General features: G+C 56.6%; 13 protein-coding genes. 3 read left to right on the top strand and 10 right to left on the bottom strand.

All coding sequences use genetic code 11. The features are described 5' to 3' along the window. Positions 1-8: 8 nt before the first annotated feature. From HW561_RS21930 to HW561_RS21960, 7 genes are read right to left on the bottom strand one after another with little or no spacing between them, the layout of a single operon-like run. Positions 9-1,298, bottom strand: a complete 1,290-nt coding sequence (locus HW561_RS21930; RefSeq protein WP_176867488.1) for an amidase — start codon at positions 1,296-1,298, stop codon at positions 9-11. Then, positions 1,295-2,485, bottom strand: a complete 1,191-nt coding sequence (locus tag HW561_RS21935; RefSeq protein ID WP_176867489.1) for a YlbE family protein — start codon at positions 2,483-2,485, stop codon at positions 1,295-1,297. The genes HW561_RS21930 and HW561_RS21935 overlap by 4 nt, the downstream gene beginning before the upstream one ends. Next, positions 2,485-3,111 carry a hypothetical protein gene (locus HW561_RS21940; RefSeq protein ID WP_176867490.1) on the bottom strand — a complete coding sequence of 209 codons (627 nt, stop codon included), beginning with the start codon at positions 3,109-3,111 and terminating at the stop codon, positions 2,485-2,487. Before HW561_RS21940 ends, HW561_RS21935 begins: the two co-directional genes overlap by 1 nt. After that, a complete protein-coding gene (locus HW561_RS21945; RefSeq protein WP_176867491.1) occupies positions 3,111-3,743 on the bottom strand; it encodes a hypothetical protein in 633 nt (210 codons plus the stop codon). The genes HW561_RS21940 and HW561_RS21945 overlap by 1 nt, the downstream gene beginning before the upstream one ends. Next, positions 3,740-5,110 (bottom strand): Rieske 2Fe-2S domain-containing protein, encoded by a 1,371-nt coding sequence (locus HW561_RS21950; RefSeq protein WP_176867492.1) that lies wholly within the window; start codon positions 5,108-5,110, stop codon positions 3,740-3,742. The genes HW561_RS21945 and HW561_RS21950 overlap by 4 nt, the downstream gene beginning before the upstream one ends. Before the next feature lie 31 nt (positions 5,111-5,141). Further along, on the bottom strand, positions 5,142-6,602 hold the full coding sequence (locus HW561_RS21955) for an aldehyde dehydrogenase family protein (protein WP_176867493.1): 1,461 nt from the start codon (positions 6,600-6,602) through the stop codon (positions 5,142-5,144). Further along, positions 6,603-7,607 (bottom strand): succinylglutamate desuccinylase/aspartoacylase family protein, encoded by a 1,005-nt coding sequence (locus HW561_RS21960; RefSeq protein ID WP_176867494.1) that lies wholly within the window; start codon positions 7,605-7,607, stop codon positions 6,603-6,605. It lies immediately after the preceding gene. A gap of 130 nt (positions 7,608-7,737) precedes the next feature. Here HW561_RS21960 and HW561_RS21965 point away from each other — a divergent pair, with 130 nt between their 5' ends. The 3 genes from HW561_RS21965 to HW561_RS21975 are packed head-to-tail and all read left to right on the top strand — an operon-like array spanning position 7,738 to position 9,949. After that, a complete protein-coding gene (locus HW561_RS21965; RefSeq protein WP_176867495.1) occupies positions 7,738-8,832 on the top strand; it encodes a pyridoxal phosphate-dependent aminotransferase in 1,095 nt (364 codons plus the stop codon). Further along, positions 8,832-9,380 (top strand): decarboxylase, encoded by a 549-nt coding sequence (locus HW561_RS21970; RefSeq protein ID WP_176867496.1) that lies wholly within the window; start codon positions 8,832-8,834, stop codon positions 9,378-9,380. Before HW561_RS21965 ends, HW561_RS21970 begins: the two co-directional genes overlap by 1 nt. Then, a complete protein-coding gene (locus HW561_RS21975) occupies positions 9,377-9,949 on the top strand; it encodes a thiamine pyrophosphate-dependent enzyme (RefSeq protein WP_176867497.1) in 573 nt (190 codons plus the stop codon). Before HW561_RS21970 ends, HW561_RS21975 begins: the two co-directional genes overlap by 4 nt. Here the strand turns inward: HW561_RS21975 and HW561_RS21980 are convergent. The 3 genes from HW561_RS21980 to HW561_RS21990 all read right to left on the bottom strand — a co-directional run bounded on the left by HW561_RS21980 (position 9,936) and on the right by HW561_RS21990 (position 12,415). After that, complete coding sequence (locus HW561_RS21980) at positions 9,936-10,826, bottom strand: LysR substrate-binding domain-containing protein (protein WP_176867498.1); 891 nt, start codon at positions 10,824-10,826, stop codon at positions 9,936-9,938. The two genes, HW561_RS21975 and HW561_RS21980, sit on opposite strands and share 14 nt — an antisense overlap. Before the next feature lie 141 nt (positions 10,827-10,967). Beyond that, positions 10,968-11,546 carry a helix-turn-helix domain-containing protein gene (locus tag HW561_RS21985; RefSeq protein WP_328803324.1) on the bottom strand — a complete coding sequence of 193 codons (579 nt, stop codon included), beginning with the start codon at positions 11,544-11,546 and terminating at the stop codon, positions 10,968-10,970. A gap of 185 nt (positions 11,547-11,731) precedes the next feature. Continuing rightward, a complete protein-coding gene (locus HW561_RS21990) occupies positions 11,732-12,415 on the bottom strand; it encodes a hypothetical protein (RefSeq protein WP_176867499.1) in 684 nt (227 codons plus the stop codon). Positions 12,416-12,680: the final 265 nt, after the last annotated feature.

A 12,680-nucleotide genomic window follows, 5' to 3' on the forward strand; every position in this document is an offset into this window, starting at 1 on the left:
TATACTGCTCAGCAGGATACCTTCAGAATCCCGTGCACCCATTGGGCGATGTCAAGCAAACGCTTATCTGCTCCGTGCGGGCCAATCAGTTGTATTCCCAGCGGCAGACCACAGCGATCTGTGCCGAAGGGCAGGGCAATTGAGGGCACCTGTAACAGGTTCCACATCCGCGAGAATAGCGGATCACCCGTCGCATCAAGCCCGACCGGCGCCGGACCAGGGGCCGAAGGCACCAACAGCGCATCCACGTCGCGGAACACTTGATCCAGCATAGTTAGTGCATGGTCACGGGTCTCAAGCGCAGTATGATATTCGTCTTCTGAGACCAGCAGTCCGTCGGATAACAAATCGTGGAATTGCTGACTGATACCGAGGAGGCCAACATTGTACTCTGCGGTGCGCAGGCGCGCTGCTTCGTATCCCATGACGATGATTTGCGCGTGTGTAAGCCGGGCAAACAATGGGGGATGGGTGATTTCACCTGTTTCAGCTCTGGTCGCTGCAATGGCGGCCAGTGCACGGGTGCAGGTGTCACGCATTTCCACCGATCCGTCAGCCCAATGAGGCCCGCGCATCAGACCGATCCGGGGCAAAGCATCATCATATGCCGGTGGCGGCGTCAATTCTGTTCCACGCAGCACTGCATCCGCCAACGCCAGATCGCGCGGATCTCGCGCCAGAACCCCAAGTGTATCGAGGCTGCCTGACAGGCCCATCACTCCGCTAAGATTGTAACTACCAGTGGTTGGCTTGAAACCGCAGACCCCGCAATACGCTGCGGGACGAATTAGCGAAGCAGCAGTTTGTGACCCAAACCCCAACGGGGTCATGAAATCCGCAACCGCAGCGGCAGACCCGGAGGAGGAGCCGCCGGGGGTATGGTCGGGATTTGCCGGGTTTGCAGTCTTGCCCGGTCGAAAATAGGCAAACTCGGTTGTTACCGTTTTGCCGATCGGGATCGCGCCTGCGTTCAGAAAAGCCTGCACGCAGGTGGCGTTTTTGTTTGGTTGTCGATCAGAATAAAGATCGCTGCCCCAACCGGTTGGCATGGCTTCTGTATCGATTATGTCTTTGATAACAAAAGGTACGCCATGGAGCGGCCCGCCGACTGGGAGTGTGTCGGCAGCATGCGCAAGCTCCATGGCGTGATCCGCGTCGAGGTATTGAAACGCCCCAATCGCAGATTCCCGTTGCGAAATGCGGTCCAGATGTGCCGCCATCACTTCAGAAGGTTTCACATCACCCGCGCGGATCAGTTGGGCCAGTTCATGCGCGCTGAACCGGTTAAGTTTAGTCATCTTTCCAACGCGTCCATGGCGGCAGAGAACGGGGTGACCGGCATGTCATAAATACCGCCCCCCAGCCGACCAGCTTCACCAAGTTTGTCGAGGATACCCAGACCAATAACCGGCCCCGACCCTTCGGCCACCGCGCCGCGTGCGGTGGTGCCCAGGCGAATGTCCAGTGTTCGAAAATATGGATGCGTACCTACGGACAAGCCCGTGCTGCGCGTCCGTGCGTTGTCGGGCAGAAAGGCGCCCAGTCCCTTCTTTTGCTCAGGGCTGAGTTCGATGGCCATGGCGCCAAGAGCAAAAGCCTCGACCACGGCGCTGTCACCAATTGCACCCAATGCCCTGTCTTGCGGCAGGTCGACGACGAATTTTCCTTTCGGCGGATCAGCTGCAATCGTAAACCATTGGCCCGGCAAACCTGAGATTTGGATGCCGACGTCACGCCCGTTACCGCCCGCGGCAGTGACAAAGCTTGCACTTTCGACACCTTCGGCCAACTTCATCATGCATTTGGTGGCGGCCATCCAAAGGTTGAGAAACAGCGACGGTGAACTGGCCATGAAAGCCAACGCGTCTTCGTCGTCAATCCCGCCAATCGTGCGATCCTTGAGTTCTGCAATGAGCGCGTTTGTTGCAACGGGTGTGCGACCGTGGCAGTCATCTCCGCCCATCAGGCCAGTTACGGCCAACGGCACGAGCGCTATACCTTCGGCAAGCCCCTTGTCCAACACGTCCAGAAACCGGGTGTTGAGCCATCGGATATGATCAAGCACCGCCTCAGATCGCAGACCCAGCCGCATCGCGGGACGGCTACCGGCGTTGATCGGGGTAAATACACGCTGCTGCCCGCGCCAGGCGTCATAGATCGTGTGCAGCGGCATATCCGCCGATACCACAGCGGCCAGCGGAGTGACCACATCGTGATCCTGCGCGGGTTTCAATTCGATTTCACCTTTGAGGATCATCGCTTCGGCCTGATCGAAATCCCGTGCCAGACCCTGCCAAACCGCAGCGACGCAGGCTGAATTGAGGATTGGCACAGTGATCAAATCCGGGCTGGCAAAGGCCGGACCTGCGTGCAGCAACACGTTGTCTGCTAAATCCAGCGCGTCAGCCGCCGTATTGAACCGGTTCCAGACCGGTTGAGTTACCATCGCCCGGTCAAAGGCCAACTGATCGGCGACATGCAACATCAGGGGCCCTCCGGTGGAATGATCCACGTCTCCGAGAAATAGAGGAACGCGGTGGTGGTTTCATATCCTGCCTGCACCCGTGTTCCCAGCTTGCCCGGCAGCGGCGTACCATTGACGATGATTTGCGCCGCATGTGCAGGCACCAATAGCGAGAACATGTTTTGCTCGCCCGAGGCGACCTCGTGCGGCGACAACTCTAGCGCGCGTGGTGGGTCGAATCCTTCCCAGACCAACTCGATGGTCAGGCCCTCGCCCACTATGGTCTCTGTATAGCGGTGGCTCATCGGATCGCCGGAGCTTCGCACTGCTTGCGCGCCAATCTCAGGCAGAGTGGCAAAGGCTGGGGCGTTGGCAAAAGCCGCCAATTTGCTGATGAAATTGTCTTTCAGGAACGCAGTCAGGTCCGGATTGTCGCTGAGGATCACATTGGGCGCCTCGGGCGGTCCTTCGACCTGATCCGGAGTTCCGTACAGCAGCAATACCTGTCCCTGTCCAACGGGCGACCACGCGACCCGAAAAAACAGCGCCATGGCCGAAAAATTGCCGTCGCCATCCTTCAGCAGGATACCCGGGTTTTCACCTGTCCAGTCAACGGTGCCGGGGGTAATCGGTTCGTTCAACGGCATTACAGATCCTCCTGCGGTGTTACCCAGGTTTCGGAAAATGCCAGAAAGGCGGTGCTCATCTTGCGGCCAAAGAACTGTCGATCAGCGACGTCGCCCGGTAGGGGCGTTCCGTTGATCACCACTTGCGCTGTCTTGGCCTCCAGAAACACCGAATACATCTCATGCGCCTTGGTGGCCGAGTTTTCCTTGGTCACTTCGACGGGCAGGGGCGGGCCCATGTCACGCCAGATCATGTCAACGGTGACACCAGAACCGCGCAGCGTCTCGGAGTAGCGGGTTTTAAGGTCACTGGGGCGTTTTTCAACGCTATCGCAATCCAGCCAGGTCATGGCCTCCAGACCGGCTTTGTTGATGAAGGTTGGCATTTTTGTCACCCAGCCATCGACGATCCAGCGCATCATCCGCTGGTTGTCGGTCATGATCAGGTTGGGGGCATGAGGCCAGCCGCACGCTTGATCAGGCGCACCCAAAATCAATGCCGCATGACCTCGGCCATAGGGCGAAAGCACAACACGGAAGAACAGCGCCAGAGTGTCGTAGCGTTCCTGTGCGGGGTCCTGTTTGAGGTATATGCCCGGGTTCTCGCCCGACCAGTCGACACGACCGGGATTGTGGGGGGTGCGAGTGGTCATGACCAACTCGCTTCATATTTTTTTAGCGCATCTTTGATGAACGTCTTGCGCTCATCGCCCTGCAAGTGATCGCCGGATTTGTAGATCTCGGCCACCTGATGCGAGATTTCCTTGAGAACCGCGCCATCGTCACGCCCCTCCTGCACAGGAATTCGCAGCATTGTGTCCCCGGCATAGGTCGGGATGATCTGGTCGGCGAAGCCATCTGTCGGCTGTGCAGGACGTTCTCCGTTTTGCAGCGCGCGGATGGCATTTCGCAGCAACCGCCGCGCCTTGGCCACACCGCGATCAGTAAAGCTGAGATTTTCGCGTGAATGGATGTTTCTGGGTCCCTGGCTGACCCAGGCATCATAGTCACCGGGGTCCCGTTGTCGCATTTCATAGGGGCGGTCGGGATCCTGTCCATAAAAATCGGTCTTACCAAAGCCCACTTTGCTTTTGTCAGTCAGACCCTTCGGATCATCATTGGCATAAGCGTCGCGGAAATGACGCCAGGCGATAACCATTGTGTTCGTGTCGTCAATCGGAGTGATCCAGCGCGACAGACCGCATCGCCCAAAATAGCGCGATCCATCCGGTACCGGGAAATGTCCGCCGTTTTGGGTAAATGACGGCAGCATATGGTCGTGAATACGGATCCAGACGATGTCGTCCACACGCCGCACATTGGTATAAAAATCACCAGTGGCACTGTCATGAAACTCGATCATTGGCATTTCGGCGAAGGCGTCGATGAACTGGCTGCGTACGGCCAGCGTGTGCAGGTAGACCACGTGGAATGGGTCCCAGGCGTTTTCCATGACCTGAAGCCAGTTGCAGGGGGATTTGATCAGGTAGGGCGCCAGCTCGTCACCCTCGTCATCGAAAGTGTCCATAACAGGGAAGGGTGGCTGCGCTTCGGCTGGGCCCATAAAGGCAAAGGCCAGCCCTTTGTATTCAATGACTGGATATGCCCCCAGACAAGCCTTTTTCTTGACCTGAGACGCGGGCGGTTCGCAGGGGGTTTCCAGAATGGTGCCGTCCAGCCCATATTTCCAGCCGTGATAAGAGCAGCGAATGCCACCTTCCTCCACGATGCCGAATTCAAGGCTCATGTTACGGTGGCAGCAATGCAGGTGGGTCAACCCCAGCTTGCCTTCTTTCTTCTCGCGAAACAGCACCAGATCTTCGCCCAGAATGCGAAGGCGATAGGGCAAATCACCAACCTGATCCGTCATTGCAACCGGCATCCAGAACCGGCGCAGGTACTCGCCACAGGGGGTGCCGGGACCAACCTCGGTCAGTTCCGGATCGGGCTCCTGGGTCCAAACTGATTGTCGGTCGTGGCCCCTGAAATTGCCCTTGGGGGCGTCGAAGTGGTCATTCATAGCGTCCTCCGTGCGTCTCGGTCATCACAGATCATGGAAACGGGTTCGGAACCGGCGTCGTGCCGGTCCAGATCGATTTGACCTGACAGAAATCCTTGATGGCGTCCGGGCCAAGTTCGCGCCCATAGCCAGACAGCTTGACCCCGCCGATTGGGCTGGCTGGGTCAACACTGCGATAGTGATTGATGTAAACGGTGCCCGCTTCGATCGCATTGGCCACTCGCGCACCTTTGGCGGGATTTGTTGTCCAGACACCGGCAGCCAGACCATAGTCGCTGTCATTGGCCAACGCGATTGCCTCCGCCTCGGTATCAAAAGAGGTAACCGCCAGCACTGGACCGAATACCTCTTCGCGCCAGAGCTGCATGTCGGACGTCACATTGTCAAAAATGGTAGGGCCAACAAAATATCCGTCCCGCCCGGCGGCGGTTTCTGTCCCGTCCAACAGGCAATCCGCACCGTCGGATTTTGCCCGCGCAATCATTTCGGTCACTTTGCGCAGATGCGGTTCATTGGCCAGCGGAGCGACTTGAGTTTCAGACTCCATCGGGTCGCCAAGACGCAAATTGCGAGCCTTATTCAACAGTTTCGCCAACACCGCCTCTTTCACGCCGCTTTGGACAATCAGACGAGACCCGGCGACACAGGTCTGTCCATTAGACAGAAATATACCTGACAGAATACCGTGGACCGTACTGTCCAAGTCACAATCGGCAAAGACAACCTGCGGAGATTTGCCGCCCAGTTCCAGCACCGCCGGGACAACACCAACTGCTGCTGCTTCGGCCACTTTCCGGCCTCCAAAATCAGATCCCGTAAAGGTCACCTTACGGGTCAGCGGATGGCGAACCAAAGCCTCGCCAACTTCATGGCCGAGCCCTGTCACTACATTCAGGACACCAGGCGGCAAACCGGCCTCATGCGCAAGCCGGGCAAATTCCAGCGTCGAAGCCGATGCCATCTCTGACGGTTTGACCACAACCGTGTTGCCTGCCGCCAGAGCTGGTGCCAGCTTCCATGCAAGGATCATCAGAGGAGAGTTCCAGGGCGTGATCGCCAAGACCACGCCGTATGGGATGTAGTGGCCCACGCTGCTCACACCCGGGATTGCATTCGTCTGGTGTTTGGGCTGCACTTTGCGGGCTTCCGCTGCAAAATGCCTAAACCAGCCATGCAAACCGGAAAATTGCCCCTGCACTTCGGTGACTCGCTTACCGTTGTCGCGGATTTCAGGTTCGACCAGTTCTTGCCAACGGGTTTCCAGAGTATCGGCAAGCAAGTCCAGAACATCCGCTCTATCCATCGAGCTGGTGTCGGCCCATGGGCCTTCCCGAAAGGCGCGATCAGCGCTTCGTATGGCTTGATCGGCACTTTCGGCGCCACAGCGGGCGATCCTGCTCCATTCAGTGCCATTGGCCGGATCAATGCTGGGCAGAGTTTCGGCAGCCCAAGGTTGAAACGATCCGCTTATGAATGGCGTGTAGGTCCGCATCTACGACCTCTCGGGCACAGGTTGCGCCACTAAAGCCAGCAAGTCGCCCCGGCGCACCACGCCGCGATTGCCGTGGGCTAATACAAAGCCTGAAACTGGAAACCTTAGGTTTATTGGTGCCCTGTCCGGTTCGGTGGGAAAAAAAAGCGTACCAGCAGATGCGCCTGCCTCGATGTTTTGTCCTGCGGTGCAGCGCCGATCAAACAGACCATCGGCAGGCGCGTAGAGGCTGTGTGTTGGGTCCGCTATTTCCACACAGTGCGTCGGAATAGAATCCACAGTTCCGCTGGGCAGAACATCCAGATGACGCAAACACCGCATCAGGCCAGCCTCGGCAAGATCGGTCACTTCAGGATCAACGCCACCACCGCCGCCCAGTTCAGCCGCGATCATTGGGGTTTCGGCGCGGGTCGCAGCGGAATTGACCGATCGGTTGTCATTATGTGCACCCAGCACCCAGATCAACGGCAGCCCAAAGGCCCGGGCGAGTTCCATATTGGCTGCGGTAAGCTGTGCATTGCCCGTGCGCGCAGCCAGCGCGCAAGGTTGGAACACAGATGCCTTACCCCCTGAATGCAGATCGATCACCGCATCTGCGCGTGGGATCAATTCTGCTTCTACAAAATGGGCAAGCATTGCGGTGGGGCCACCGTCTGCATCTCCGGGAAATGCGCGGTTCAGGTTCTGGCCATCAAGTGGCGAAACACGCGAAGAGGCATGAACTGCCGGGGCGTTCAGGGCCGGGATCAGGATCACCTGACCTGTCAGTTCTGACGGATCCAATTGCGCGGCAAGTCGAAGAATTGCTGCCGGACCTTCGAATTCATCACCATGGGTCCCCCCAAGCACCAACACGACAGGCCCTGGTTTTCCGCGGATGCTGATCACCGGCACCGGATAAACCCCAAGGGGCACAGTATTGTCGGACCACTTCAACATCAGATCACCAATGTTCCGGCCCGGAGCGTTCAGATCCGTTGTAAGGTGAAGCCTGCTGTCAGCCATGTGAGTCCTTAGGTAGTATCTCAACCATCAATACCATAACTTTTTTGAAAGTGAATTGCTAAAAATGATCATCTATGTGATATAAGGGAAAATCACCACCCACCCCGCCTATAGGTGCAGGAGGAAATGAATGACCGTTGCCCTCGCGAAGGCGGGAATTGACAGGATCAAACCCCATATGGTGAGCGGGGCGGCCAATACTGCTCCGCCCTCCGCTGTTTTGCTCAATTCAAACGAAAGTGCGTTTGGTCCCAGCCCGATTGCTCGAGACGCGGCACGGGCTGCCGCCAGCTCGATTGAACGTTATCTGGAAAACCCGGATCACATTCTTGCCCCCGCAATTGCAAGCCATTTCGGGCTGGACGCGGCGCGCATCACAACAGGGCAGGGGTCCGACGATTTGCTGGCCCGGCTGGCGCGGGCATATCTTGGACCCGGCACCGAGTTGATCCGCAGTGCAAACGGTTATCTGAAGGTTCCGAACTACGCCTATGCCAATGATGCCGAGGTTGTGTCGGTGGCAGATGACCATTTCAAACCATCCGCCGACCGGATGATCAATGCGTTGACCGATCGGACGCGGGTGGTCTATCTGGCCAACCCCGAAAATCCGGCCGGTACCTACCTGAGCGGTGCTGAAATTCGGCGCCTGCACGCTGCGTTGCCGGACAACGTATTGCTGATAGTTGATGCAGCTTATGAAGAATACATCGACGCGCCGGACTATGAACCGGCACATTTTCTGGTCGAAGAGGCGAAAAACGTCGTCATGTGCCGGACGTTTTCCAAGATTTACGGGCTGGCCGGCGCGCGCGTGGGCTGGATGTACGGACCCGATGATATCATTGATACCGTGCGTCGGGTCGGTTTGACTTTTCCAGTGGCTTCGTCCTCTGCCGCAGCTGCGATTGCGGCTTTGGAAGATGAGGCGCATACACGCTATGTCCATGATGCGAACCGCAAGGGTCGGGACTGGATCAGCGCCGAGATGCAGGCACTTGGGTTGGGCGTGATACCCAGTCAGGCAAATTTTATTCTGGTTCATTTTCCCGATATGCACAAATCCGCAGAAGCGGCCACAAACGCGCTTTTGCAGGAAGGGGTCGCGGTGCGGCGGTTCGCTTCGCCCGCCTACGGGGATTATTTGCGCATCACTGTCGGGCATATGCGCGATCTGAGGATTGCGCGGGACGGTATCGCAAAATTTCTGGACGGAGGAGTGTGATGGTCGCTTCGCCTAAGGTTTCGGAGGAGGCACCAAAGGTCGCGCATCCTTCGGGTGCCGCCATTCTGGCGCAAATCAAGGCGGCGCAGGTGCGCGAAATCGTAGCCCTGCCGGATATTGTCACCAGTGACGGGCTGCTCTGGCCAATCTCTCGGGATCCGGATTTTCGTCTGACCCGTATCTGCAAAGAAGATGAAGGGGTCAGTATCTGCGGGGCCATGTCCTATAACGGGACCCGTGCGCTTTTGATGATGCAACAGACCGGATTGATGGATTCGCTCAATGCAATCCGGGCTATCGGGGTGGATTACGAACTACCGGTCGTGATGATGGTAGGCTTGCAAGGAAAAGAGCCGCATATGCATCCCGACGATTCGGCCTCTTACGGGGTCAGGATTATCCGCCCGGTGCTGGATGCAATGGAGTTGTCGCATTCCCTAATAGAGGAACCCGGAGACGAAGCGCAAATCCCGCAAGCGGTTGAGGCGGCCTATGTTTCGTCACGCCCCCACATTTTTCTGATCGGGCGGCCCCCGGAGGCAACATGACCATGCACCGCGACTCGGCGCTGAAGGCGCTGATTCCCCATATTCATGACGACGACATAGTCGTCGCAGTGTATCAAAGTTGTTTCGACTGGCTGGCGTTGAACCCGCGTGATCTGAACTATGTCGCCGTCGGAGCGATGGGTCAGGCGTCATCCCACGGATTGGGGCTGGCGCTGGCCAATCCTGGCAGGCGTGTGATTGTTCTGGATGGCGATGGCAGTCTGCTGATGAACCTCGGGGCATTGGTCACAATTGCCAATGCCGGGGTAGCGAACTTGTATCACTTTCTGTCCGCCAACCGGGTTTACGAAGTGAACGGAGCGCACCCTCTGCCCGGGGCAGACAGGGTTGATTTTGCGGCAATGGCCTGGGCAGCTGGTTATGCCGGCGTCCAGCGCTTTGGCAATGTAGACCGGTTTGCAGCAGCAATACCGCAGGTTTTGTCCTTGTCGGGGCCACAGTTCATCTCGATGGAAATCAAGCCAGGCGCCGCCTATCCCCGCGACTACGCTTATATTCATAGCGCACAAGCAAGATCTTCGTTTAGGGCAGCCCTCAATCGTGGCTGAGTTCGGATTGGACAATATCCAAAAAGTTGCGCCCGACGGCTGAGATCGTTTTGTTCTTGGACCAGAACAAAACCGCCCGGAAATTCAGCGGCGCTGCGAAGGGCAGGGCTACACAGCCCGGAATGGTTCGGAGGTAATCGAGGCTGGCCCCAACCACTGAAACCCCCAATCCACGCGATACCAGACGACAGACAGAGTCGGTTGTCCGCGTTTCATACTGCATGTGTCGCATGATCCCTTTTGCAGCAAAAAACTGATCTATTTCAAAGCGAAACCGCGACGACAGCATGTAGGAAATGAAGTTTTCACCTGCCAGATCCCGCGCCTGAACGAGGGCTTTTCCGGCCAGCGCATGACCGGTCGGAACCACACAGCATACGTCACTGTCTTTGATCACCAGACTCTCGAACGACGGGTTGGCCGGTTCAGTCGTCGTGATCCCGAAGTCATAGTTCTGAGACACCATCCATTCAACCGCATCATCGTTTGGCGCGATTTCCATCCGAGCCATCGCGTGCGGGCATTTAACGGCGAACTTTCCAATCAAGTCCGGCGCAAGTTGCGAGGAAACGCCTGGTGTAATCACCAGATTCAGGCGTGCATGACCAAACTTGCCGATAGCTGCGGCAGAATCTTTGATGTGTTCCATGCCGCTGACGGCCTGCCGCACCTCTTGCACCAGCAACCGGGCCTCGTCTGTCGGCACCAGCACCCGGCCAGCACGCTGAAACAATTGAAACCCCACTTCATCTTCGAAATCCGAGATCAGACGGCTGACCGCAGGCTGAGAAATACCCAGCATCGCCGCGGCTTCGGTCACGGTTCCGGTCGAGACTACTGTGCGAAACGCGTCAACCTGACGGAACGTGATGTTCATAAGGCCTCTTTTCTGACTGCTTTGACATGCAGGGGCTGCATTTGATCCATAGGGCAGAAATATATGGCATTCAAGAAGTCGATCGTCATGCTATATATTGATATCATGACCGAAAGAGCCGGAAAAGTACTGGATGACAGGCTATTGCGGGCGACTCGAGACAGTAATGAACTCGATCTTGTCTGAGAGGATCTGATGAAATCCATGCGGAAGCTTGGCATCGAAACTCAACGTGTCGCCTGCTGACATTTCAAAATCCTCGCTACCACAACGATAGATCGCCTTGCCCTCAATCATGTATATGAAGACATGGCCTTCGTGTTGATAGCTGGGCAAATTGCCTGATTGTTCTTTTGAAATACAGATGCGGGCCGACTGAAATGTGCCTCTGGGCGCACTGTGCTTACCCAACAAAAGGTAGTCATGCGTATGTCCCTGTGTGATGCGTCGCGCCGGAAGACCATCCCCGGCACGCGCATGATGTACATCCGCTGCCGCATCCGAACGGGCAAACAACGCCATCAAGGGCACATCAAGGGCGTCCGCCAGAGATTTGAGCGTAGCTAACGAAGGTGAAACATGACCGTTCTCTATCCGGCTGATCATGGCAGTGGATATCTGTGCCCGGGCGGCAAGGTCTCCCAGCTTCAGGTCGCGCTCAAGCCGCAGCCTTTGCAACGTCAGACCGACTTCAGTTTCAGTACAATTTTTCTTTTCCACTATGTTTGCTGCCGATCATGACATTCGGGATATGGGTGCTACGCGCCGCGCTGCCTACATCAGTGCCCGGATTCAAAAAAGCGTCAAGGCCGAAGGGATCTGTGGCAGGATTTTAACCGCACTGCCGAGAGTATCTCCTCGGCTGAGGCTCTGCTGATCCGCGTTATCTTTGTGGACAATAAGTACTAACGCCCGGGGATATAGCCGGACGGATTGCCGTCACTGCCTGCGTTCACCATGTAGTACTGATTTTCACCGCTATCCCAGACTAGAAACGCATCTGCTTTTGCCGGTTTTGTCTGAGTGCCCCAGGGCGCTTGAATGGTTAGTTCTTTTCCCAAATCGTACCCCAGCCCTGAAACACGGATCATCTCAACCGGCGTCGTCTTTAGCGCGCCCACCAGACCTGTAGTTCTTTGGTTGAACATTTTCTGCACCTCCGGGGCCATGTCCAGACGCTCCACCAGGCGACTGTTCTTTTCTGCCACCTCGTCCAGGGCAACCAACTCGTATTTACTATCAAAGGTCTCTTTGCCGATGATGTAGAAATCGGTGCCATCTTTGCGCATCTGCAGCGCGACAATGGACCCTTTGTTCTTGGCCAAATACTCGGCGTCGTACCCAGTAGCATCGACACTGCCCAGAGCTTCGCGGATCGGCGCGGGGATGTCTTCCAGACTGTCGCTGGTCAGGCGCCAACCCAGGATCGGACGATCCTTGATGTAGATTTCCATCTGCGGGCTGTGTTCTGTCACGCGCAAGGTCAGCATCTGCTGGTTCTGAGTGGGTAAATCGTCTGCAAGCGCAGGAGCAACGTTCAGACACAGAGCAGTCGCAGCAGATATCAGCGAGGAGGTGAATAGTTTCATAATATCGCTTTCTATTAAGTTCATTTTTGAAAGACGGGATGTGGCAGGTTCCGCCCCGACAATGAATCGGTTTTCTTTTTGGGTCGGTGTGATCCTGCCTCATTTGGCGAGCAAAGTCAGCTAAGTCCACTGCGCTGACATCTAGCGCAATCGTCGTGCTTCGGAGGTCCCGCTGAAGTTGTCAGCTAGCGTTCTGGCCATATTTTGTTGAAAAACTCTGGTTTGATCGAGGGCTGAACTGCTGATTCAATTCCTCCAATTGGCG

The organism is Ruegeria haliotis (genome assembly GCF_013377785.1).
Lineage (GTDB): Bacteria > Pseudomonadota > Alphaproteobacteria > Rhodobacterales > Rhodobacteraceae > Ruegeria > Ruegeria haliotis.